The organism is Streptomyces johnsoniae, from assembly GCF_031845565.1.
GTDB classification, from domain to species: domain Bacteria; phylum Actinomycetota; class Actinomycetes; order Streptomycetales; family Streptomycetaceae; genus Streptomyces; species Streptomyces johnsoniae.
In genome coordinates, this window is record NZ_JAVREV010000018.1 from 1 (window position 1) to 23,062 (window position 23,062).

21 protein-coding genes are annotated in these 23,062 nt (G+C 70.7%); 13 read left to right on the forward strand and 8 right to left on the reverse strand.

Features of this window, described 5'->3' with window-relative positions; genetic code table 11:
• Positions 1-379: 379 nt before the first annotated feature.
• Positions 380-838 (reverse strand): Lrp/AsnC family transcriptional regulator, encoded by a 459-nt coding sequence (locus RM779_RS26965; RefSeq protein ID WP_311620363.1) that lies wholly within the window; start codon positions 836-838, stop codon positions 380-382.
• Between the two features lie 63 nt (positions 839-901).
• On the opposite strand from RM779_RS26965, the gene RM779_RS26970 reads away from it, so the two are divergent.
• A complete protein-coding gene (locus RM779_RS26970) occupies positions 902-1,621 on the forward strand; it encodes an AzlC family ABC transporter permease (RefSeq protein ID WP_311620364.1) in 720 nt (239 codons plus the stop codon).
• The gene (locus RM779_RS26975; RefSeq protein ID WP_311620365.1) at positions 1,614-1,943 is read left to right on the forward strand and encodes a branched-chain amino acid transporter permease; all 330 of its coding nucleotides are present in this window, start codon (positions 1,614-1,616) and stop codon (positions 1,941-1,943) included. The genes RM779_RS26970 and RM779_RS26975 overlap by 8 nt, the downstream gene beginning before the upstream one ends.
• A 38-nt stretch (positions 1,944-1,981) precedes the next feature.
• On the opposite strand, the gene RM779_RS26980 is transcribed toward RM779_RS26975, so the two are convergent.
• Entirely contained in the window at positions 1,982-2,743 is a 762-nt protein-coding gene (locus RM779_RS26980; protein ID WP_311620366.1) for a copper homeostasis protein CutC, read from the reverse strand.
• Between the two features lie 644 nt (positions 2,744-3,387).
• Here RM779_RS26980 and RM779_RS26985 point away from each other — a divergent pair.
• From RM779_RS26985 to RM779_RS26995, 3 genes are all read left to right on the forward strand, one after another.
• Positions 3,388-4,947: a pectate lyase family protein gene (locus RM779_RS26985; protein WP_311620367.1), complete on the forward strand. Its 1,560-nt coding sequence runs from the start codon at positions 3,388-3,390 to the stop codon at positions 4,945-4,947.
• Between the two features lie 136 nt (positions 4,948-5,083).
• On the forward strand, positions 5,084-5,725 hold the full coding sequence (locus RM779_RS26990) for a TIM-barrel domain-containing protein (protein ID WP_311620368.1): 642 nt from the start codon (positions 5,084-5,086) through the stop codon (positions 5,723-5,725).
• A 26-nt stretch (positions 5,726-5,751) separates the two neighbouring features.
• Positions 5,752-6,276 (forward strand): alpha-amylase family protein, encoded by a 525-nt coding sequence (locus tag RM779_RS26995; protein WP_394813396.1) that lies wholly within the window; start codon positions 5,752-5,754, stop codon positions 6,274-6,276.
• Between the two features lie 39 nt (positions 6,277-6,315).
• Here the strand turns inward: RM779_RS26995 and RM779_RS27000 are convergent, their stop codons facing one another.
• Both RM779_RS27000 and RM779_RS27005 read right to left on the reverse strand, forming a co-directional pair.
• Positions 6,316-7,191 (reverse strand): hypothetical protein, encoded by an 876-nt coding sequence (locus RM779_RS27000; protein ID WP_311620370.1) that lies wholly within the window; start codon positions 7,189-7,191, stop codon positions 6,316-6,318.
• Positions 7,192-7,412: 221 nt separating this feature from the next.
• Positions 7,413-8,258: a siderophore-interacting protein gene (locus RM779_RS27005; RefSeq protein ID WP_311620371.1), complete on the reverse strand. Its 846-nt coding sequence runs from the start codon at positions 8,256-8,258 to the stop codon at positions 7,413-7,415.
• Positions 8,259-8,696: 438 nt separating this feature from the next.
• Between RM779_RS27005 and RM779_RS27010 the strand changes: the two genes are divergently transcribed.
• From RM779_RS27010 to RM779_RS27020, 3 genes are all read left to right on the forward strand, one after another.
• Positions 8,697-11,021 carry a beta-L-arabinofuranosidase domain-containing protein gene (locus RM779_RS27010; protein ID WP_311620372.1) on the forward strand — a complete coding sequence of 775 codons (2,325 nt, stop codon included), beginning with the start codon at positions 8,697-8,699 and terminating at the stop codon, positions 11,019-11,021.
• Positions 11,022-11,216: 195 nt separating this feature from the next.
• Positions 11,217-12,014, forward strand: a complete 798-nt coding sequence (locus RM779_RS27015; protein ID WP_311620373.1) for a VOC family protein — start codon at positions 11,217-11,219, stop codon at positions 12,012-12,014.
• A 187-nt stretch (positions 12,015-12,201) separates the two neighbouring features.
• Positions 12,202-12,813: a dihydrofolate reductase family protein gene (locus RM779_RS27020; protein WP_311620374.1), complete on the forward strand. Its 612-nt coding sequence runs from the start codon at positions 12,202-12,204 to the stop codon at positions 12,811-12,813.
• Between the two features lie 273 nt (positions 12,814-13,086).
• Here the strand turns inward: RM779_RS27020 and RM779_RS27025 are convergent, their stop codons facing one another.
• Positions 13,087-14,892 (reverse strand): hypothetical protein, encoded by a 1,806-nt coding sequence (locus RM779_RS27025; protein WP_311620375.1) that lies wholly within the window; start codon positions 14,890-14,892, stop codon positions 13,087-13,089.
• A gap of 280 nt (positions 14,893-15,172) precedes the next feature.
• On the opposite strand from RM779_RS27025, the gene RM779_RS27030 reads away from it, so the two are divergent.
• Positions 15,173-16,222 (forward strand): LLM class flavin-dependent oxidoreductase, encoded by a 1,050-nt coding sequence (locus RM779_RS27030; protein WP_311620376.1) that lies wholly within the window; start codon positions 15,173-15,175, stop codon positions 16,220-16,222.
• Between the two features lie 80 nt (positions 16,223-16,302).
• Positions 16,303-16,767, forward strand: coding sequence for a hypothetical protein (locus tag RM779_RS27035; protein ID WP_311620377.1), 465 nt, complete (start codon positions 16,303-16,305; stop codon positions 16,765-16,767).
• A 49-nt stretch (positions 16,768-16,816) separates the two neighbouring features.
• On the opposite strand, the gene RM779_RS27040 is transcribed toward RM779_RS27035, so the two are convergent.
• Together RM779_RS27040 and RM779_RS27045 are read right to left on the reverse strand one after the other, a co-directional pair.
• Positions 16,817-17,338: a hypothetical protein gene (locus tag RM779_RS27040; RefSeq protein ID WP_311620378.1), complete on the reverse strand. Its 522-nt coding sequence runs from the start codon at positions 17,336-17,338 to the stop codon at positions 16,817-16,819.
• A gap of 235 nt (positions 17,339-17,573) precedes the next feature.
• Positions 17,574-18,275, reverse strand: a complete 702-nt coding sequence (locus tag RM779_RS27045) for a FadR/GntR family transcriptional regulator (RefSeq protein WP_311620379.1) — start codon at positions 18,273-18,275, stop codon at positions 17,574-17,576.
• 163 nt (positions 18,276-18,438) lie between these two features.
• Here RM779_RS27045 and RM779_RS27050 point away from each other — a divergent pair, with 163 nt between their 5' ends.
• From RM779_RS27050 to RM779_RS27060, 3 genes are all read left to right on the forward strand, one after another.
• Positions 18,439-18,984 carry a gluconokinase gene (locus tag RM779_RS27050; protein WP_311620380.1) on the forward strand — a complete coding sequence of 182 codons (546 nt, stop codon included), beginning with the start codon at positions 18,439-18,441 and terminating at the stop codon, positions 18,982-18,984.
• On the forward strand, positions 18,971-20,401 hold the full coding sequence (locus tag RM779_RS27055) for a GntP family permease (protein ID WP_311620381.1): 1,431 nt from the start codon (positions 18,971-18,973) through the stop codon (positions 20,399-20,401). The genes RM779_RS27050 and RM779_RS27055 overlap by 14 nt, the downstream gene beginning before the upstream one ends.
• Before the next feature lie 109 nt (positions 20,402-20,510).
• Positions 20,511-21,515, forward strand: a complete 1,005-nt coding sequence (locus RM779_RS27060; RefSeq protein ID WP_311620382.1) for a LacI family DNA-binding transcriptional regulator — start codon at positions 20,511-20,513, stop codon at positions 21,513-21,515.
• 215 nt (positions 21,516-21,730) lie between these two features.
• Here the strand turns inward: RM779_RS27060 and RM779_RS27065 are convergent, their stop codons facing one another.
• Positions 21,731-23,044, reverse strand: coding sequence for an ABC transporter substrate-binding protein (locus tag RM779_RS27065; RefSeq protein WP_311620383.1), 1,314 nt, complete (start codon positions 23,042-23,044; stop codon positions 21,731-21,733).
• Between the last annotated feature and the right edge of the window lie 18 nt (positions 23,045-23,062).

Consider the following 23,062-nt stretch of genomic DNA (forward strand, 5'->3'; position numbering starts at 1 on the left):
AGCGTTACGGTGGGACACGAGGGCCTCCTGCGGTCGGACGTAGATGTCGCAATCCACACCGAGCCAGAAGGCCCTCACCCATTTCAAGCACCCAACACGCGTGTCACCAACGTCCCGGGACAACACACCTAGGTCCTGTCCTGTCGATCTTGTCGGATCAGCCCGCGGCTCCCCCAGACTCCTCCCCCAGACTTCGTCTGGGAGGTGCCCCCAGGGAGGTGTCCCCAGATGCGGTGCTCCCCCAGGCCCTTGGGGGCCTGGGAGGTGCCCCCATCGGCACCGGATCGCAGCTCATACTTGGCCGTATTCGCGCGATTCGGTAACGCAGCGAGGTGCCGTAGCTGGCGTCGTGGGCCCGGCAAGATCGGCAGGACAGGGCCTAGTCGTGGGTCTTGATCTCCTTCATGGTCAGGTGGGACTCGATACGCCGGACGGCAGGCAGGCCGCTGAGTCTGCCGGTGAGGAAGGCTTCGTAGGCGGCGTGGTCGGCGACGGCTACGCGGATGAAGTAGTCGGGGCGCCCGTACATGCGACGGAACTCGACGACCTCCTCGTAGGAGGCAACGGTGTCCTCGAACTCCTCGAAGCTCTTGCGGTCCTGGGCATAGATCTCGACGTCGATCAGTACCTCCAGGCCGCGGCCCAGGGCCTCGGGATCGATGACGGCCCGGTACCCGGCGATGACGCCGGCCTCCTCCAGCCGCTTGACCCGGCGCAGGCAGGGCGGCGGGGTCAGACCGACCCGTTTGGCCAGCTCGACGTTGGTCAGCCGCCCATCCCGACGCAGCTGAAACAAGATGTCGCGATCTACGGCATCAAGATGCAGTTCATTGCTCATGCAGTGACTCTAGAGCCACAATCGGCAACCATATAAGGTCGTTACTTTCCTATGCTCGCAGGCATGGGAATAAGTTCTGCCCTTACCGAGTCCGCAACGCCGTCCGACGCGCGCGCGGCGTTCAAGGACTCCCTCGGCGTGGGCCTGGCGTTCCTCCCGCTCGGGCTCGCCTTCGGCGCACTGGTGACGCGGTCGGACCTGCCCTGGTGGTGGGCCGGGCTGTCCGCAGCGCTCATCTTCGGCGGATCGTTCGAGTTTCTGCTCATCGGACTCGTCACCTCCGCCGCCCCGCTGGCAGCCATCGCGCTGTCCGCCTTCATGGTGAACGTCCGGCACGCCTTCTACGCACTGTCCTTCCCCCTGCACCGCGTGAACGGCCGGCTCGGCAAGGCGTACAGCACCTACGTCCTGTGCGACGAGGCGTACGCGTTGACCACCGACGAGCAAGCCCGTTCCTGGCCGAGTCGGCGCATCCTGTGGCTCCAGCTCCTCCTGCACCTGTACTGGACCGGCGGCTCCACCGCCGGAGCCCTGCTCGGCCCCCTCGTCCCGGACAGCGTCACCGGCCTGGACTTCGCTCTGACCGCCCTGTTCACCGTCCTCGCCCTCGACGCCGTACGGAACGTGCGCGGCGACCTGCCCACCCCGGCCCTGGCCCTGCTCAGCGCCCTGGCCGCGCGGCTCCTCTTCCCGGACCAGATGCTCCTGGCCGCCTTCGCCCTCTTCACCGCCGGCCTCCTGGCCCGTCGCCTCAGCACCCGCGGGAAGCCGAGCCATGCCTGACAGTCCCTACGTCATCGCCGCTGTTCTCGTCACCGCCGCCGTCACCTGGGCCCTGCGCGCCCTGCCCTTCGCCGCACTCATGCCCCTGCGCAACAGCGCGACCGTCCAGTACCTCAGCACCCGCGTGCCCGCCGGCGTCATGCTGATCCTGGCCGTCTACTGCCTGCGCGACCTCCCCCTCACCCACGTGCGCTCGCTGGCCCCGCTGGCCGCCCTGGCCGTCACCGTCGGCCTGCACCTGTGGCGCCGCAACGCGCTGCTGAGCATCCTCGGCGGCACGGCCGTCCACGTAGCTCTGGCCAGCACCGTCTTCGCCCGCTGAGCGGTGGCCGGCCCGGGACGGAGGGTTCCAGGGCGGGTTCAGACCGGATCTTCTGGCGCGTGTGCCGCGGCCATGATGCCCCTGACCCCGGCGGGGCTGGTGAGCCGGCGCGTGTACTCGCTCCTGCTCAGCGTCCCGCCCATCAGGGCACGGGAGTTGCGGTGGGTCGCAGGGCTGTCGACCGTCATGCCGGCGCTGAAGTGGACCTCCCTCGCGCCGGTCAGGCGTAGGACACGTGACACGTTGCGTTCGGTCACGCCGCCGCCCGGCATCACGACGACGCGGTCCCCGGCCGCCTGGACCAGGCGGGCGAGCAGCGGCGCCCCTTCGAGTGCCGAGATGTCCTGGCCGGAGGTGAGGACGCGCTCCGCGCCGAGCTCGACCAGCCTCTCCAGCGCCTCGAAGGGGTCCTGCACCATGTCGAAGGCCCGGTGGAAGGTGATCGGGCGGTCGGCGGCCGCGGCGATCAGACGCCGGCACACCGCCATGTCGACATCCGCCCCTGGCGTGAGGGCACCGAGGACGATCCCGTGGGCGCCGAGGCGGACCGCCGTCTCGATGTCGCGGACCATGGCGCTCACCTCGTAGCGGTCGTAGACGAAGTCCCCGCCGCGCGGGCGGATCAGGACGTTCACCTCGATGTCCGGCGCCGCTTCCAGGACGGTCTCCAGCAGTCCCGCACTGGGCGTGACGCCCCCCTCGAACAACGCGCTGCACAGCTCCACCCGGTGCGCGCCTGCGTTCTGAGCGGTCAGTGCGCCGACGGCGGAGTCGACGCAGACCTCGAAGCGCAGGCTCATCGGCGTTCCGCCCGGCCGCGGGTGAGAGTGAGGGTGAGGGTGGATTCGCGGCTCATCGTGCGATCGCAACTCCCTGCTCGGCGAAGCCTGCTGCGAGGCCGCTGATCAGGATAAGGCCCGTGCCGACCGGCCCGGAGCTTGCCGTCCCTCCCCGCACCGGTCGAGCCCGCGGGACGTGTGGAGAGGACATCCCGACACGGCGGTATTGTCCTCGTGGTGCGCGGAATCGTGCTGAATTTCGCCCCTACGCTTGTCACGCCGTTCAAGTGGCCCGATGGGACCGGGCAAGCGCTTACGCGGTCGGGGTTTCACACACGGGAGCCGCCCCGCCCCGCGCCGTTCACCATCCGTGCCCCTTCCTGTTCATGACTCCGCGTCGCCTCGGCCTGCGTGCGACGCGTGCCCGCGTGTCCGGCCAGGTGCGCGGGGGCGGAGGGAGCAGGGGGTGACCGGGTGCCGGACCCGCGCCACACCGAGTGCGTCGCCGCTCCGGGCCGCGGCCGAACCGGCCGGAACCGGCTCGGCCGCGGCCCGTTCCGGGACGGACGCCGCGTCGGGGTAGGCCGGCGGTTTCGACGGCCCGCCGGGACAGCCACGGCGAGCAACAGCAACACCCGTACTCGAAGATGAAAGGCGAGCCAGGGATGAGACGATCATTCGCGCTGCGATTCCACGCGGTGCTGGCCTTGTTGGCCATGATGGTCGCGACCGGTGTGGTTCTGTCGATGCCCGAGGCATCGGCAGCGACGGGCAGCGCCACCGGCTATGCGACGCAGAACGGTGGGACCACCGGCGGTGCGGGTGGGCAGACCGTCCGGGCCACCACGGGGACCGCGATCCATGAGGCCCTGTGCGGCCGGGCCAGCGAGAGCACCCCGATCATCATCGAGGTCGAGGGGACCATCAACCACGGCAACACCAGCAAGGTGTCGGGCGACAGTTGCAACACCGCCGATGACGTGATCGAGCTCAAGCAGATCAGCAACGTCACGATCGTCGGGGTCGGCAGCGGCGCCGTCTTCGATCAGATCGGTATCCACATCCGCGAGGCCAACAACATCATCATCCAGAACGTCACGGTCCGGAACGTCAAGAAGTCGGGCTCGCCCACGTCCAACGGCGGCGACGCCATCGGCATGGAGAGCGACGTCCGCAATGTCTGGGCCGACCACCTCACCCTGGAGGCGTCGGGTGGGGAGGACGAGGGGTTCGACGGCCTCTTCGACATGAAGAACAACACCCAGTACGTGACCCTGTCCTACAGCATCCTGCGCAACTCGGGCCGCGGCGGGCTCGTCGGGTCCAGCGAGAGCGACCGCTCGAACGGGTTCGTCACGTACCACCACAACCTGTACGAGAACATCGATTCCCGTACGCCCCTGCTGCGTGGCGGTATAGGCCACGTCTACAACAACCACTTCGCAAACATCCACGAGTCCGGGATCAACTCCCGCGCCGGAGCCCGGGCCAGGGTGGACAACAACTACTTCGAGGACTCCAAGGACGTCCTGGGCACCTTCTACACCGACGAGGCCGGCTACTGGCAGGTCAACGGCAACATCTTCGACAACGTCACGTGGTCAAGCCCGGGTGACGAGACCAACCCCGCCGGCCCAGACCCGGAGTCCAACACCACCGTCGACATTCCCTACTCGTACAGCCTCGACGACGCAAGTTGCGTGCCGAGCGTCGTGAGCGAGACGGCAGGCGCCAACAACGGCATGCGGGAGTCGGACGGCAACTGCTCGCCCCAGAACCCGGACCCGAACGACCCGGACCCGAACGACCCGGACCCGAACGACCCGGACCCGAACGACCCGGACCCGAACGACCCGGTCGGGACGAACCTCAGCCTCGGGGCCGGTTCCGATGGCAGCAGCAAGGCCGGCGGGACGAGCTACGGCAACGTGCGGGACGGTGACATGAGCACCTACTGGTCGCCCAGCGGCTCGACCGGTTCGATCTCGATCAAGTGGGACTCCGCCACCACGGTGTCCAGAGTCAACATCCGGGAGGCATCGGGCTCCGAGGGGAGCATCGGCTCCTGGCGGCTGGTCGACGCCGACACCCGCACCGTCCTGACCTCCGGCAGCGGAGCGGGCGTCATCACCTTCCCCTCGACTTCACTGCGCAAGATCACCCTTGAGATCACCAGCTCGACCGGCACGCCGAGGATCGCCGAGTACGAGACCTACGCCGGATAGGAACGCGGCCCCGCTGCCCGTACGGGACCGCGGGCAGGGGGGCCGCGCAGCCGACACCGGTGCCCCCGGCCGATCGCCGGCTCCGGGGGCCGTCGCACGGCCCCCGGACGCACCTCTGTTCCGATTCTTGCCGTGAGTGTTCCGGCCCACCCAGCAGCGGGTCATGGAGTACGCCCGGGCGATCGTGGAGCACGGGCTCCCGCGCGGCGTCATCATGATCGACGACCGGTGGCACGAGGACTACGGCACCTGGACCTTCCACGGCGGGCCGTTCCCCGATCCGGCCGCGATGCCGCGGCAGTTGCGCGACCTGGGCTTCAAGGTCATGCTCTGGCTGGTCCCGTACGTGACCCCGGGCACCGAAGTGTTCCGCGCATTGCGCGACGCCGGGCTGCTCATCCGCGACCGGCGGGGACGCGTCGCCATCGGCGCGTGGTGGAACGGCTTCGGTGCGGCGCTCGACCTGCTGGGCCCGGAAGCGGTGCGCTGGCTCGCCGGAACGCTGAAGGACCTCCGCCGGCTCGGTGTCGGGGGATTCAAGTTCGACGGCGGGGAGCCGCCGTTCTACCGTTCTACGCGGCCCTGGGCTGCGCGGACCCGCACGCCTACACGATCGCGTGGAACCGTTCCGGGCTGGGATATCCCCTCAACGAGTTCCGGGACGCGCGGCTCGCGGCGAACCTCCCCCTCGCGCAGCGGCAGCGCGACACGCTTCACGCGTGGACCTGCCGCGACGGTCTGGCCGGGCTCGTCCCCAACGCGCTCGCCCAATCGCTGACCGGACACGCCTACGTGTGTCCGGACATGATCGGCGGTGGTGAGTACCAGTCGTTCGGCAGCGCCGACTTCGACGCGGAACTGTTCGTCCGTTCGGCGCAGGCTTCCGCGTTGTTCCCCATGATGCGGTGCTCCGCCGCACCCTGGCGGCTGCTCACCGCGGAGCACCTCGGGTACTGCCGCGAGGCGGCGCGGCTGCACGAGCGACTGGGCCCGGAGATCCTCGCCCTCGCCGAGGAGTCGGCCCGCACCGGTGACCCGATCATGCGCCCGCCGGAGTTCGACCACCCCGGACACGGCCACCCGCGGATCACCGACCAGTTCCTGCTGGGCCCGGACATCCTCGTCGTTCCCGTGCTCACCGGGGAGCCACGTCGAGAAGCGTCGTCATCCCACCGGGAACGTGGCGAGCCGACGACGGCCGGATCGTCAAGGGCCCCGTCACCGTGGAGATCGACGCGCCGCTGTCGCGGCTGCCCTGGTTCCGGCGCCTCGGCGCCTCGGTGCCGAGGCGCCCACGAGCGACGGCTGAGCCGGGGCGGCGGTGCTTGAGCACCGCCGCGGGCCGGCCGTTCCCCGGAACGCGCGGTGTCAGCTCCGCGTGAAGCGGTACGTCATGCTGTCCGTCAGGACGCAGAAGCCCGGAGACATGACGATCACGCGCAGCGTGCCGGTGCGGCGGTCGTAGTCGACGCCCTGCGCCTCGAACGTGCCGGAGCAGCCGCTGCGAAGCGGGAGTTGACCGAGCGCCGTGACGTGCCCGGACACGTCCGCCGTGCCGTTCGGCTCGCCGGAGAGGTCGATCTGGAGCAGCGGCTTGGTGATGCCGAAGAGGCTGCCCTCCGGGTCGTCGGAGGAGCACAGCAGCGTGGTCGGGCCGGAGAAGTCGCAGCCCTGGACGTCGCGTACGGCGTGGTCGAGGTGGACGGTGGAGACCTGCGGGAGGTCGGCGGAAGGCGACGTGCTCGCGTTGACGCCCGGGGTCGGGAAGACCAGCAGCCGGTTCATCGTGCCGTATTCGCCCGCCAGCATCCACTGGCCGTCGGGGGAGACGGCGACCCAGGAGTTGTTCAGCGCCTCGTCGGGGCCGAGCGGGTGGACGTACTCCGACCAGTCGCCGTCCGGCGCCTGCACCCGGAACATCTTGGTGGTGCCCGAGTCGCGCTGGTACGGCTCGATGTAGTAGCCGTCGTGGGAGGCATCGGGGTCGCCGACGTGGGTCCAGCCGCGCACGCGGACGTCGGCGGGGATGGTGCCGATGCCGGTGTAGCGGTTGGGGCTGTTCGCCGGGACCTCGACCGAGGCCAGGCCCTGGCTCTCGGTCAGCGGATCGGCGCGGTCGGAGCCGACCTCGGTCCAGATGTCCGCCGCCGCGGCGGGCGGGGCCGTGGACAGGAAGGCGGCGGCGACGAGGGCGAGGAGGCCGGTCACGGCCACGGGACGGCGTTGCCGGGTGCGCAAGGGCATGGGGGATCTGCTCCTCGGTGGGGGAGGGAACGCACTCGGCGGACAGTGTGGCGGAGGCAGAGGGGCATGTACAGACCAATGTTGGAACGGTGGTGGTCGGCCGCGTGACCGTTCGGCGGACTCCTCCAGGTCCGGAGCGGGCGGCCACGCGGGAGCGCGGCGCCGGCGCGGTGCCGGCGCCGCGCCGGGCGGCCAGGGGCGGTGCTTCCGTTCCGGGCCGGTCAGGCGGCCGGGGCCTCCTGCTCGGCCTCCACCGCGGCGTTCCACTCGGGCTTGGACGCCTGCCAGCCGTCCTCGTTGTGGCCCAGGCGCCAGTAGCCGGAGATCGACAGCCGCTCCCTCGGCACCGCCCGGTCCAGCCGGAGGTGGCGGCGCAGCTCCTTGACCATCCCGGCCTCGCCGTGCGCGAAAACCTGCACGTCGGGGGCGGGGGAGTCGAGGCCGCGCACCACGTCCAGGAGGGCCTTGCCCACCGGGCGGTCGCCGCGGTGCAGCCAGGTGATGCCGACGCCGTCGGGGGAGTGGATCTTCTGCTCCTCCTGCGGCCCGGCGATCTCGACGAAAGCCCGCACCTCGGCGCCGGCGGGCATCCGCTCCATCGCCGCCGCGATGGCGGGCAGCGCGCTCTCGTCCCCGGCCAGAAGGTGCCAGTCGGCGGCCGGGTCCGGCGCGTAGGCCCCGCCGGGCCCGGCGAACCGGATCACATCGCCGCGCCTGGCGGCGGCGGCCCAGGGGCCGGCCAGCCCACGGTCGCCGTGCACCACGAAGTCGATGATCAGCTCCCGCGCCCGCGGGTCCCACTCCCGCACCGAATAGGTGCGCGTGGCGGGCCACTGCTCGCGGGGGAACTCGGCGCGGATACGTGCAAGATCGAACGGCTCCGGGTAGTCCACGCCCGGCGCGGGGAACAGTAGCTTCACGTAGTGATCCGTGTACTCCCCGGCGGAGAACGCGGCCAGCCCCTCGCCGCCGAGCGCCACCCGGTGCATCCCCGGCGTCAGCCGCTCGGTCCAGGTGACCTCTCCGGTGTGAACCTGGGGTGTCTTGCGGGCCGGTCGCTCAGCCATGGTGCTGCTCCCTGCTTCGGGGTTAGGTATACCTAAGTTAACAGCCGCGGGGCACCGCCGTCGGGTGCGGCCCGGCAGTGTGTGGCCCGGCAACGGGCGGGACGGCTGGTGATGCCGTGGTTGTTCCCTCAAGCGCGCCCAAGCGATGAAGGCGGCGTGGTCGATCACGCACCTCGACCGGACCGCACCGGACGCACCGGACCGTGACGCGGCGTTCGGCCCGGTCGGCACCAGGAACGTGCGCCCACTCAACGTACCGTTCCCGGCGCGTGGCAGGCGCCGGGTGCTGGGCTTTCTCGTAGTCGGGTTTCACGTCGTCATATTCCGTTCGCACGTTGTCATTTGTATTGACACCCTCCTCTCCTCCTCCTATTCTCTGTTCGATTTCGTGAACGACGTTCTGTATATCGAACAACTGGGCACGGAAAGGGTAAAAAAATGTCCCCCTCCGTCAGCCGACGGCGGCTCCTCCAGGCGGCCGCGGCCACGGCCGCCGCCTCCGCCGCCGGGTCCGCCATCGGTCACTCGCCCGCCCGAGCGGCAACCGCCCCGGCCCTGGCCGATATCGGGGTGTCCGCGCACCCCTTCGAGCTCGGTCAGGTCCGCCTGACCGCGAGCCGATGGCTGGACAACCAGAACCGCACGCGGAACTACCTGCGGTTCGTCGATGTCGACCGGTTGCTGTACAACTTCCGGGCCAACCACCGCCTGTCCACCAACGGCGCCGCATCGAACGGCGGCTGGGACGAGCCCACCTTCCCGTTCCGCACCCACATGCAGGGGCACTTCCTCACGGCATGGGCGCAGGTCCACGCCGTGACGGGGGACACCACCTGCCGGGACAAGGCCGACTACATGGTGGCGGAGTTGGCCAAATGCCAGGCCAACAATGAGGCCGCGGGGTTCAACAGCGGGTACCTGTGCGGCTTCCCCGAATCCGACTTCGACGCCCTTGAGGACCGGACCCTGTCCAACGGCAACGTGCCGTATTACGTCATTCACAAGACCCTGGCCGGCCTGCTGGACGTCTGGCGCCTCATCGGCAGTACACAAGCCCGTGACGTGCTGCTGAATCTGGCGGGTTGGGTCGACTGGCGCACCGGGCGGCTGAGCGGCCGGCAGATGCAGGCCATGATGGGGACCGAGTTCGGCGGCATGAACGCCGTACTGTCCGATATCTACCAGCAGACCGGCGACTCACGCTGGCTCGCCGCCGCGGGGCGCTTCGACCACGCCGCGGTATTCGACCCGCTGGCGGCCAACGAGGACCAGCTCAACGGGCTGCACGCCAACACCCAGGTGCCCAAGTGGATCGGTGCCGCACGCGAGTTCAAGGCCACCGGAACCACCCGCTACCGGGACATCGCCACCAACGCCTGGAACATCACCGTGAACGCGCACACCTACGTCATCGGCGGCAACAGCCAGGCGGAGCACTTCCGCCCCCCGAACGCCATCGCCGCTCATCTCGACGAGGACACGTGCGAAAGCTGCAACACCTTCAACATGCTCACGCTCACCCGGGAGTTGTTCACGCTGGACCCGAGCAGGGCCGCGCTGTTCGACTACTATGAGCGGGCCTGGCTGAACCAGATGATCGGCCAGCAGGACCCGGCCGACGACCACGGCCACGTCACCTACTTCACCCCGCTGGCCCCGGGTGGCCGCCGTGGCGTGGGCCCGGCGTGGGGCGGTGGCACCTGGAGCACCGACTACGACAGCTTCTGGTGCTGCCAGGGCACGGGCCTGGAGATGCACACCCGGCTGATGGACTCCATCTACTTCCACAGCGACACCACGCTCATCGTGAACCTGTTCATGCCCTCGGTGCTCAACTGGGCACAGCGCGGAATCACGGTCACCCAGACCACGTCGTACCCCGTCGGCGACACGACGACCCTCCAGGTCACCGGCAACGTCCAGGGGACCTGGCCGATGCGCATCCGCATCCCGGGCTGGACCGCCGACGCCACCATCAGCGTCAACGGCGCGGAGCAGGACATCACCACCACGCCCGGCAGCTACGCCACCCTGACCCGTTCCTGGACCGCGGGGGACACGGTCACCGTCCGCCTGCCCATGCGGGTCGTCATGCGAGCCGCCAACGACAATGCGGACGTCGCCGCGGTCACCTACGGACCGGTCGTGCTGTCCGGCGACTACGGCGACACCTCGCTGAGTTCCCTCCCGTCGCTGGACACGTCGTCGATCACGAGGACCGGCGGCGACTCCCTCGCGTTCACCGCCACCGCCAACGGCTCCACCGTCGCCCTGGGCCCGTTCCACGACGCGCACGGCCACAACTACACCGTCTACTGGCGTACCGGCGGCGAAGGGGACGGCGCCACCGTTCGGCTCGTCAACGCGGGCAGCGGCTACGTGCTGGGCATCCAGGACATGTCCACGGCCGACGGCGGCCGCGCTCTTCAGTGGCACGACTCGGGCACCGCGGATCACGACTGGGAAATGATCACCGACGGGAACGCGGTCCGTTTCCGCAACGCCCACAGCGGCAAAGTGCTCGGCGTTCAGGACATGTCCACCGCGGACAATGCGCCGGTCCTGCAATGGGCGGACAACGGCACCGCCGACCACAGGTGGACGCTGCTCGATCAGGGAGACGGTACGTACAAGATCCGTAACGGGCACAGCGGCAAGCTACTGGGCATCCAGGGCAACTCCACCGCGGTCGGCGCGTTCGCGGTCCAGGACTCCGACAACGGCACCGCCGACAACCGGTGGCGCGTCGTGCCCGACGCGTAGCGGCCGAAGGGGCGACCGGATCGATCAGGATTCGAGAAGCGCCAGGTCCGGTGCCTGCCTAGGGTGACCGCGGAAGACATCGCCATGCACATGAGCTGCCTCTTCTGCCGCGACACCCTCGGGGCCGAGGTGCCGGGACGAGAGCGATCTCGGACCGCGCCTTCGTGAGGAGCCTGTCCCGCCAAGGAGCCCGACGTGACCCTCTCGCTCGACGCCATCACCCTCGGAGTGCCGGAGGTCAACGCTGCCCAGGAGTTCTACTCGGCCGCGTTCTCGCCCGCCGCCGCCGCCGCCGCTCACGGTCAGTACGTGGACCTCGACATGCACGGGGCCGGACGGATCGCTCTGCACGGGGCCGAGGCGCTCGCCGCGGACGCGGACGTGGAGTCCGCGACCTCGGGTTTCCGCGGCTACGTCATGAGCTGCGTCGTCAGTCAGCCCAGCGAGGTCGAAGCCCTGCTCGATGCCGCGGTCCTGGGCGGAGCGGACGTTCTGAAACCCGCGAAGAAAGGGCTGTTCGGCGGGTTCTCCGCGGTGTGCCGGGCACCGGACGGCGCCATCTGGAAGCTGTCCGCGCCGACCAAGAAGGACACCGGCCCCGCGGCGGAACCCCCGGTGCCGACCGAGACCGCGGCCCTTCTCGGCGTCGCCGCGCCGACGGCGTCCAAAGCCTTCTACGCGGCCCTGGGCATGACGGTCGACAGGGACTACGGCGACAAGTACATCGACTTCCGCCCGACCCCCGGAACGTGCAGGTTGGGCCTGATGACGCGCAAGGCCCTCGCGAAGGACGCGGGGGTCGGCGAGGACGGCGCCGGCTTCCGCGCGGTGGCGCTCAACCGCAGGGCCGAGTCCCGTGAGGAGGCCGACTCCGTCCTGGCGGCGGCGGCCTCCGCCGGCGGCCGCGTCGTCGCCGCCGCGGAGACCGGAGGCGGCTACTCCGGGTACTTCACCGACCCGGACGGCTTCCTGTGGCAGGTGGCTTGCGCGTAGCTTCCCCGCGATCCCGCTCGGCGGGCACCGCCCGAGGCGTCGGCGGAGCGGGAAAGCCGTCCGCCCCCGCGTGCGGACCGATGAGCTTCCGCGACCCGCGGAGTCTGAGGGGTGGGGGGACGGTCCGCGTCTTCTCGCCCAACAGGCTGAATCGGCCGGCAGGGCCGAGTAGAGGAAGTGGTGCGCCATGAAGCTGGTTGTGCAGGAGTTCCTGTCGCTCGACGGGGTGTCCCAGGGGCCGGGCTCCCCGGACGAGGACACCAGCGACGGGTTTCAGGCGGGCGGCTGGTTCGTGCCGCACCTCGACGAGGAGTTCGACCAGCTGGTCGCCTCGTGGCTCGGGGAGGCGGACGCCTTCCTGTTCGGCCGCCGCACCTACGAGAACTTCGCGCGGGACTGGCCGAAGATGACCGACCACCCCTCCGCCGCCCTCCTGAACGGCCTGCCGAAGTACGTGGCCTCCCGCAGTCTGACCGAGGCCGCCTGGGACCCGACCACGATCCTCTCCGGCGATGTCCCCGCCCGGGTCGCCGAGCTGAAGCGGCAGCCGGGCCGGGAACTCCAGATCCACGGCAGCGCCCGACTGGCCCAGTCCCTGTCGGCCGCCGGGCTGGTCGACACGTGGCGGCTCGTGATCGCTCCGGTCGTGGTGGGCCAGGGCCGGCGCTTGTTCCCGGACGGCGGCGCGCCGGCCGGCCTGCGGCTCGTCGGCCACCGGACGACACCGGGCGGCCTGTCGGTGCACACCTTCGAGTCGACGGGGCTTCCGGAGTACGGGACCTACGGGCCCGACGCGTAGCCCCCCCGGCGCCGGGCCCGGCCCCCGCGGGCCGCCGGGGGCACCCGACGTGATCGGGCACAGGATGTCGGGTCCGGCCGCAGGCGTGCCGCCTGGCGCGGTGAACGCGCACCGGGGGCCGGGGGCCGACGCCGAACTGTGGCCCCGGCGGAGCGGGAGCAGGGATGAACTCCGCGCCGCATATCCAGGCGGCCGGCCTGACCGACCGCTCCAGCCGACCGCTCCGGCCGACCGCAGAGGCCGGCTGAAGCGGTGTGGCCGGTGTGCCGGCGGTCAGCGCAGCTTCAGGCGGTAGCGGAACGGTGCGCGGCCCGTGATCAGCACGCGCGGGCCCGGCGGGGTGAGGCTGCCGTTCAGCCAGGTGTAGCGCTCGCCCGGATCGACCACGGCCGGCTGCCCGGGTCCGGCGCCGTTCCCGGGACCGAACGTGATCCGGTCGTCGCCGCGGCGGTAGCTGCCTTCGCCGGACGTCAGCTGGTAGGTGTCGGGCTGCCCTTCGACCGCGGCCAGCCCCGCGCCCCCGAGCTCCCCGCCGGGGCGGAACGCCAGCTCGATCGCCAGCGGCACCTCCGACTCGTCCACCTCGAACGACACGTTCAGTCCCTCGCCGGCCTCCTCGACCAGCACCTCGGTGCGCAGCGTCACATACGTCCTGGGCCGGTGGGGGAAGTCCATGGCCGACCAGAAGCGGCCGTCGTCGGTGAGCGGGTAGTCGCCGTCCCGGCGCCGGTGCTGGGGCGGCAGCGGCAGGTGGTAGGCGGCCCGGACGCGGGCGTGCAGCCGCCAGCCGTCCCCGGCCGGCTGAAGGTCCTCGCTGCGGAAGTGGCCCAGGGAGAAGAACTGCGGGGCCAGCCGCACCGAGTCGAGGATCGCCGCGCCGCGGCGGAAGGAGAGAAAAGTGGGGTTGGTGGACAGCCCGGAGGAGATCGCCCGCACATCGGGGAAGTCCGTGCCGCCGAACAGGGTGATCGTTCGGCTGCCGCGCCGGAGGCGCACGAGGCGCACGTCCGTGTCGTGGTGGGCGTAGTGGGTGGGCGGCGGCTCCGACGGGGGCAGCTGTCGCGCCAGCTCCGGGTCGTCCAGGACGCGCGCGAGCGCGTCGCCGGGCGGGTCCTCCGCCGCCGGCAGCTCGGCGATCCGCCGTTCGACGTCCCGGGCGACGGCGGCGAACCGGCCGTTGCCGTCGCGCAGCGCCAACGCCCGGTAGAGCAGCCAGTAGTCGGCGAGCGAGCGCTGCCGGGTCTGGTCCTGGCGACGGGAATGGACCGTTACGACCTCGCCGTTGGGCTCGATCTGGTAGAGGGTGGCCGCCAGGTTCCGCCGCACGTGTCCGTACAGCTCCGGCCTGTCGCACAGCCGGGCAACGGTCAGCAGCGACGGCCCGGTCACGACGGCGGCGTAGGTGGCGCTGCGCTCGCTGTACTGTCCGCCCGGGTACTGGTCGATCCCCTCGGCCAGCCACTGGTCGATCCGGCGCGGGTAACGGGCGTCCGGGAAAAGGGCGTTGATCTGGGCGAGTACGGCGCACACCTTCCACCGGTGATTGGGCGTGTGCACGCCGCCCTCGGCGATCGGCGGCCCGGCCGCGCGGACGATGCGGCTCAGCGTGGTGCGGACGTTCTCGGCACGCGCCTCGTCGCCGCCGCCCAGCAGGCCGAGCACCAGGCACAGGTCGGCGATGCTGAACGCCGTGTCGGGGGGCGAGTGCAGATTGCCCTGGTCGAACAGCCCGTCGTCATGCTGATGCGCGGCGAGCGCCTCGGCCATCTCGGCCATCGGGCCGAGCAGCGCCTCGTCCCGGTGGTGGGCGGAGTCCTGCCAGGCCCAGGCGGCGGCCAGCCGCCGGAGCGAACGGGCCGTGCGCCGGGCGGAGATGTCGGCCAACTCGTCGCGATAGGAGGACAGAACCTCGGGGACCAGCCCGTCGGCCTCCGCGGTGACGAGGCCGAGGAACGTGCCGTCCCGCGCCGCCCCCTGCACGGCCGCGGCCGCGCCGCCCGAGCCGGTGGCGGCGCCCGTCGTGAGGGACAGGCCCGTACCCGAGGCGGTCGTGGCGACGAAACGGCGGCGGCCGATCACGGATGCCCCGTCACGTTCGCGGTGGGGGCCTGCGGCGGCGGAACGACGAGGGGAGCGGGCATGGATACCACCTTTTCCGGCCAGACCCGGGGAAAGCGCTTGCCGAGACCCTAGGTTCACCTGCCTGCGAGAACAAGAGGCGTGCGCGGGGAACGGACCGGCGCCGCGTCGGCCGCCGTCGACGACGTGGCCGGGACAGGGCTGTTTCACGGCTGCGGTCCTGGACAGGCTGGCAGCGGTAGTGCCCGAGCGCGTCCCTACCGGATTCCGGGTGGTGCAGATGAAGTTCAGCTACGCCCTCCTTCCCGACTACCCCCTGAACGAGTCGCTGGCGTCGATTCGCCTCGCCGACGAGCTGGGCTTTCACGCCTGCTACGCCGCCGACGAGACCTGGCACAAGGATCTGTGGCAGTTGTTCGCGGTGGCGGCGGGCCACACCAGCCGCATCCGCTTCGGTCCCAGCGTCTCTCCGGTGACGCTGCGCGAGCCCAGCCTGATCGCGCAGTCGCTGGCCACGCTCGACGAACTGTCCGGGGGACGGGCCGAAGGCGTGCTCTCCAGCGGCAACTTCGGGCTGCTGGCGCAGTACCGCATGGACTGGACGAAGACCCGGCCGCTGTCCCGCGTGAAGGAAGGGCTGCACGTGGTCCGCACGCTGCTGGACAGCGGGACGATCACCTACGACGGCGACTTCTTCGGCTACGACGGGCTGTTCACCTTCGCCAGGCCCGTTCAGCCACGCCTGCCGCTGATGCTGGGCGCCATGCGCGGGCCCAAGTCCTTCGAGGCGGCCGGTGAGTTGTCCGACGGCTGCCACCATGCCCTGAGCTACACCCGGGAGGCGTACGAGTACGCGGTGCGGCACATCCGTGCCGGAGCCGAACGGGCAGGAAAGGACTGGCGGGACCTGGACATCGGGGCGTGGGTGGTCTTCGCCACCGGGCCCGACTCCGCGCGGGCGAAGGAAGCGGCCCGCAGCATGGTGGGCATCTACGCCTCCTCGATGCCGAAGGAGCAGCTACGCCGCAACGGGGTCGATCCGGACGAACTCGCTCCTGTCATCGACGCGATCGCCGGTGGCGACCTGGCCCGCGGGATCGAGCTGACGAGCCAGGACATCGCGGACCGGCTGTCCATCTCGGGCACCCCCGACGAGTGTCTGGAGAAGATCCGGCGGGAGATCGTGCCGACCGGCGTCAACCATATGATCTGCGCCATCACCGACCGCGGCCTGGTCCGCGCTTTCACCGGCCGCGATCTCGACCACGTCGCCGATGTCGACACCCAACTGCGCCTCATCCACGACCACATCATGCCTGCGCTGCGCTGACGCGCCGGCGGGAGCGGTGGGCGGTGGGTGGCAGGATAAGGGCGGTCGGACCCGGATTCCTGGCAGGAAGGACGCAGTTCATGAGGGCAGGGCGGACAGTCGCGGTGGCCGCGGGCGGCTTGTTGCTCATGGGAGGGCTCGCCGCGTGCGGTGGCGACGACGGCGGCGGCGGGCAGGACACGGAGCAGGAGTCGCAGGAGTCCGCCGACCAGCAGGGTGACCAGGGCGACGACACCGCGGAGGAGCCCGCTGACACGGCGCCGCGCGGAGAGGGCATGGACGGCACGTGGGCGCCGATCAACGACAGCCCCATCGAGACCTTGACGGTGACCGGCGAGGACGCCGAGACGACCGGGGCCCTGGCCTGCCCCGGCACGCTGACCAGCGAGGGCGGTGAGACCCGTATCGAGCTGGCCTGCGGGACGCCCGATGAGCAGCGGTCGGCGGGCACCGTCGAGCTCGACCCCGATGGCACCCACCTGGTCATCAGCTGGGACGGCCCCGAGTGGGGCGGCATGATCGACAGCTTCACCCCGGCGGGGTGAGCCGTTCACCTCGCCGCGGCGAGGTGAACGGCCCGCACGGGGCCTGCCGTCACGGCGGATCGGGCCACGGGGCGTCATGCAGATCCACCCAGGTCTCCCGCACCCGGCGGCCGAGCAGTTCGGTGAGGGAGGATGCGAGCCCGGGGTCGTGGGGCCCGATGATGCCCGCTGCGGCGGTACCGCCCCGCGCCGACCACCGCAACTCCAGCTGGGTCTGCGTGTAGCCCTCCCCGACGACGCCGTGATGCTCCACGGCCACCGATCTCAGGTCGGTCACGGCCACGCTCCGCGCGTTCGACTCGCCCTTGAGTACGACGCGGTCCGCGGCGAACTCAACGGTGTCCACCGCGAGTCGGGGCACGAGGGCGACCGTGACGGCGGCGAACAGCAGCAGCACGTGCGGGAGGAACAGGGGCAGGCCCCACCACAGCGGTCGTGACGTCATGGCCAGCCAGACCATCACCACGTACCCGGGCCAGGCGATCGGGTTGACGACCAGATGTGCGATGAGGCAGCCGGCTGGGGGAACCACGGGCCGGTAGCCGGACCAGGTGAGTGTCTCCTTCGGCATGGGTCACCTCGGCCTCTCGACGGTGAGCAGCATGATGCCGCCGGAGCGCCGGGACCCCTCCCAGGGGCGGTGCCACGGTCACGCACCCGCACCGCCCCGGTCCCGGCGGGGCCGGGAGGGCTCACCCCGCGTATGCCACGTGGAATTCGATCATGAGGGCGAGCAGGATGCCGGGAGCGACCGATGCCGGTACGAAGCTGGCTGAAGAGCCGGGCGCCTGCCCAGAGTCGCCGGGTCAGGGGGCGAGCACGTCCAGCTCGGCCATGGCGCCGGTGGTGATCTCGCGGGTCAGCCGCTCGGCACGGTCCTCGTCCCGGGTCCGTACCGCCTCGGCGACCTGGACGTGCAGGGTCACCGCCGCCGGGTCGGGGTCGGTGAACATCACGTGATGCTCGGTGCGCCCGGCGAGGACCTCCGCGACCACGTCCCCCAGCTTGGCGAACATCTCGTTGCCCGAAGCGCGTAGCACGACGCGGTGGAACGCGACATCGTGCACCAGGTAGGCGTCCAGCTGCTGGCCGCGCGAGGTCGCGACCATGCCCAGCGCGTGCTCGGTCAGCTCGGCGCACTGCCGCGGCGTCGCCAGACGCGCCGCGAGCCCGGCCGCGACCGGCTCGACCGCCGAGCGCAGCATGGTCAGGGACCGCAGCTGTCGGGGCCGGTCGGAGCCGGCCAGCCGCCAGCGGATGACCTGCGGATCGAAAACGTTCCACTCCTCGGTGGGCCGCACGGTCACGCCGACGCGGCGCCGGGAAGCCACCAGGCGCATGGATTCCAGGACCCGGACCGCCTCGCGGACGACCGTGCGGGACACGTCGAAGCGCCGTTCCAGCGCGTCGGTGCGCAGGACCGTCCCCGGTGGGTACTCACCGGATGTGATCTCGGGTCCCAGGCACGCCAGCAGCCTCGCGTGCAACCCCCGCCCCTCACTGGTCATGGATCTCCCATGGCAAGCCCGTGGTGATGTCGTTCGTCCTCTGTCACCCTACGCGTTGGTCGGCACCCCCCAATAAGTATTACATTTCAGTGAAGCAGTCTTGAATATGTCGTACTCAGGAGTAAGTCTGGCGGCACCAGTCGAAGAGGACAGTGAGGTGCAGATGCCCATCAGGCACGTGGTGGTCGTCATGGGCGTGTCCGGCACGGGCAAGTCCACGGTCGGCGCGCTGCTGGCGGACGCGTTCGAGGTCCCGTACGCGGAGGCCGACGCGTTCCACCCGGAAGCCAACATCGCCAAGATGAGCTCCGGGGTCCCGCTCGACGACGCCGACCGGAAACCGTGGCTCGACGCCATCGGCGCCTGGGCGGCCGACCGTGCGGGACGTGGTGGCGTCGTCAGCTGCTCCGCCCTCAAACGCGCCTACCGCGACCGGCTCCGCGCCGCCGCGACCGGCCTCTTCTTCGTCCACCTGGCGGCCGACCGGGCCCTGATCGCCGAACGGCTCGCGCGGCGCCACGACCACTTCATGCCCGGCGCCCTGCTCGACTCGCAGTTCGCCGCGCTCGAACCGCTCCAGGCGGACGAGCTCGGCATCGAGGTCGCCGTCACGGCAGCCCCCGAGGCGGTTGCCGCCCGGGCCGCCGCCGCCCTGTCCGCGTACGAGAACCCCGAGAATTCAACGGAGACTTCTCATGGAAGCCATTGAGCCGGCCTACGGCACGGCGACCCTGCTGCTGATCGCGGCCGGTGCCGTCGCCCTCCTGCTGTTCCTGATCATGAAGCTGAAGCTGCACGCCTTCGTGTCGCTGGTCCTGGTCAGCGTCATCACGGCGCTGGCCGTCGGCTTCCCGGTCGCCCAGATCCCCGACGTGCTGATGTTCGGCTTCGCGGATACCTTGGGGTCCGTCGCCCTGCTGGTCGCCTTCGGCGTGATGCTGGGCCGCCTGCTGGAAGTGACCGGCGGCGCCCAGGTACTGGCGGACACACTGATCAACAGATTCGGCGAACGCCGCGCGCCGTTCGCCCTGGGCGTGGCGGCCCTGCTCTTCGGCTTCCCGATCTTCTTCGACGCGGGACTGGTCGTCTTCCTGCCGATCATCCTCACGGTGGCGCGCCGGTTCGGTGGCTCGCTGCTGGTCTACGCGTTGCCGGCGGCCGGCGCGTTCGCCGCCATGCACGCCATCACCCCGCCGCACCCCGGGCCGGTCGCCGCGGCCGACGTGCTCGGCGGCAGCATCGGCGTCACCATGCTGGTCGGCATCCCGATCGCGGTCGTCGCCTGGTACGTCGGCGTGATGCTGGTCTCCCGGTGGCTCGGCGCGCGGATTCACATCCCCATCCCGGAGGTGCTCTTCGGCGAGGCCAGGGACAGCAGCGGCAGGACCCCGGAACAGCAGGGCGGCGCGAACGGGAACGAGGCCGCGCCCGGCCATCGGCCCCCGTCGTTCGGGCTGGTGCTCCTGCTCCTCCTCTTCCCGCTGGTCCTGATCTCCTTCGACACGGTCATCGACACGCTCGTCACCGCCGGCACCCTCGAAGAGGGCCAGGGCTGGGCGGAGTTCCTCGGCCTGCTGGGCAGCACGCCGGTGGCGCTGATGATCACCGTTCTGCTGGCGATCGCCCTGCTCGCGCGCCCCCGCGTTTCGTCGATGTCCGAGGTCACCGCCACTCTGGACGACTCGCTCGGCCCGATCTGCTCCATCATCCTGATCACCGGCGCCGGCGGGATGTTCGGCGGTGTGCTGGAACTCAGCGGCATCGGCGGCGCGCTGAGCGACTCGCTGTCGGACCTCGGCATGTCGCTGATCGTCCAGGCCTTCGTCATCGCCACCCTGCTGCGGGTCGCCCAGGGCTCGGCGACGGTGGCGCTGACCACCACCTCCGGGCTGATCGCGGGCGCGGTCGCCGACGCCAACCTGGGTGACTTCCAGATCTCCCTCCTCGTCGTCGCCATCGCGGCGGGCGCCACGGTGCTCTCGCACGTCAACGACTCGGGATTCTGGCTGGTCAGCCGCTTCTTCGGGATGGACGAGAAGACGACGCTCAAGACCTGGACGGTGATGGAGACGACCCTCGGCGTCTCGGCCTTCCTGGTCGCCGGCGGCCTGTGGCTCGTGGTGTGACGCCCTTGGCCGCGGCGTCCGCCACCCGGGCGGGCACCGCGGCCGGGCCCCGCGGGCGCGGTGTGCGCGGGGCGGTCGGCGGTGCGACGCCGACATGGATAATCGACGCATGGTGACGATGAGCGAAGTCGCAAAGGCGGCCGGGGTATCGGCGATGACGGTGTCCAACGTCATCAACGGCCACCCCTACGTCAGCGACGAGACACGGCTCAAAGTGACCGAGGCGATCGGACGCCTGGGCTACCGGGTGAACGTCGCGGCGCGCAATCTGCGTGCGGGCAGCACCGGAGTGATCGGCCTGGCGGTTCCCGACATCGACCAGCCGTACTGCGCGGAGCTGGCCGGGCTGGTGATCGCGGAGGCGGGGCGCCGCGGCTACCAGGTGGCCGTGGAGCAGACCGGCGCCTCCCGCGAGGGCGAGATCAACGCCCTGGCCCAGTCCCGGCTGCGGATGTACGACGGCCTCATCATCAGCACCGTGCGGCTCGGGGACGCGGACGCGCCCACGTTCCCCACCGATTTCCCCGTGGTCGCGCTCGGCGAACGCATCCACGGCGGGGCTGTCGACCACGTCTCCATGGCCAACTTCGAGGGTGCCGGGGACGTCACGCGCCACCTCGTCGAGCGCGGCTGCCGTCGCATCGCGGTCTTCGGCGGCCGGACACACGGCGAGGAGGGCGCGGCCACGCTGCGTACCGCCGGCCATCTCGCGGCGCTGCGCGAGGCGGGCGTCGAACCGCGCGACGAACTGCTGGTGCCCTGCGTGTTCGCCACCGAGGCCGGGGCCGCGGCCGTGCGCCAACTGACCGGGGCGGGCGTCGCGTTCGACGCGGCGATGTGCCTGACCGACTCGCTCGCGGTCGGCGTGCTGCGCGGCCTGGCCGACCGGGGGCTGACCGTGCCCGGCGACGTGCTGGTCACCGGCTTCGACGACATCGGGCTCGCCGCGTACACCGTGCCCTCGCTCACCACTGTCGCTCCCGGGCACACGGAGATGGTCGCGGCCGCCTTCGACATGCTGCTCGCCCGCCTCCTGGCACCGCGGCGGGAGGGCCGGGCCCGCGAGTTCACCGGGCCCCACCGCCTGGTCGTCCGGGAGTCCACGACCCGCTGACGGGCGGCGTTCCGGTGGTGGCGAGGTCCAGGGTCACCCACCCATCCGTCCGCTCCGCCCGTCGCCTCGCCTCCTCGTATGTGGCTGCCTGTCGGAAATTGTGCGGACAGGCCTCCGCGGCAGGTGATCTTTCGCAGGTTTTCGGGGGAACGGCGTCGGTGGCGCCCGCGCGCCGCTCACGGCCCGGCCGTGAGCGGCGCGCGGGTGAGTGCGGGTCAGCCCGCGGCGGTGATGGAATCCCCCAGTTCGTTCAGGAAGCCTTCCGCCGCCTCCTCCGGGGAGGACTCCCCGAACAGGACCTGCTGGTAATAGCGGCCGAGCAGGCCGCTGCCGATGTTGCTGGCCCCGTTGGGGGTGATCGGGGGCGTGTCGCCGACCTCTTCGCTCATGGCCTCGGTGAAGGCCAGCGATTCCTTGCCGCTGTCGTCCAGCAGCGGCTCGACGGCTTCGCGGAAGGCCGGGTTCCCCGGCTCGCCGCGGTCTAGGCCGAAGGATTCGGCGACGCGGGTGTCGTTGGCCAGGAAGTGGATCAGGAGCGCGGCCTCCGCGGGGTGTTCCGTGGTGGAGGCGGCCGACCAGTACATGGTGGGTTTCAGGTACTGGAATCCCTCGGCGGTGTCGCTGTCGGTGGGCCAGTTCGCCAAGTCGTAGTCGAAGTCGGGCCCCGCCGACTGGTAGGCGAGGAACTGGCCGGCGGGAATGAAGCCCATGGCCGCCTGGCCGGTGACCAGGCTGGACTGGTCGAGCGGCAGGTTCATGGTCTCGCTGATCTCGCCAACCGAGGGCGCGGCCCCGCTGTCGATCCAGTCGAGTGCCCGTTGCCAGTAGGCGGCCAGGATCTCGGGATCGAGGACGAGGTCCCCCTCGGCGTCGAAGAGTTCCCCGCCGTGCTGGCGGGCCCAGACGTTGAGGCTGAAGGAGTCCTGGCCGAACGGGCTGATACCGTGCACCTCGCCGTCGGACGCCTCCGACAACTCGGTGGCGGCCTCCTCGAAGTCCTCCCACGTCCACGAGGTGGTGTCGGGGACCTCCACGCCGTACTGCTCGAAGAGCGTGGTGTTGATGAGAACGCCGTTGGTCGTGGCGCCGGTGGGGACCGCGTACAGTGTGCCGTCGACGCGTCCGGAGTCCAGGACGTTCGCGTCGACCGCGGAGGGGTCCAGGATGTTGCTGACCGAGGACAGGTCGAGCAGGGCGCCGCGCTCGGCATAGGACGCGAGGTAAAGCTCGTCGAACTGGGTGACGTCGGGCATGTCACCGGCGGCCGTGGTGGTGGCCAGCCGGTCCCAGTAGCCCGTCCAGTCGGAGTACTGCGCCTCGACGTTGATGTTCGGGTACTCCTCCTCGAAGAGTTCGATCACGTCGAGTGTCGACTGGGTGCGTGCGTCCGCACCCCACCAGTTCAACGTGATGGTCACCTCGTCCTCGGAAAGTTCCGGATTCTGGACGGGGTCGGCTCCCACGCCACAGGAGGCGAGGGCAACGCAGACCGTGACGGCGGCGATGCCCGCGCGCGTGCTCCGTCGCACACGAAGGGTCATGTTCTT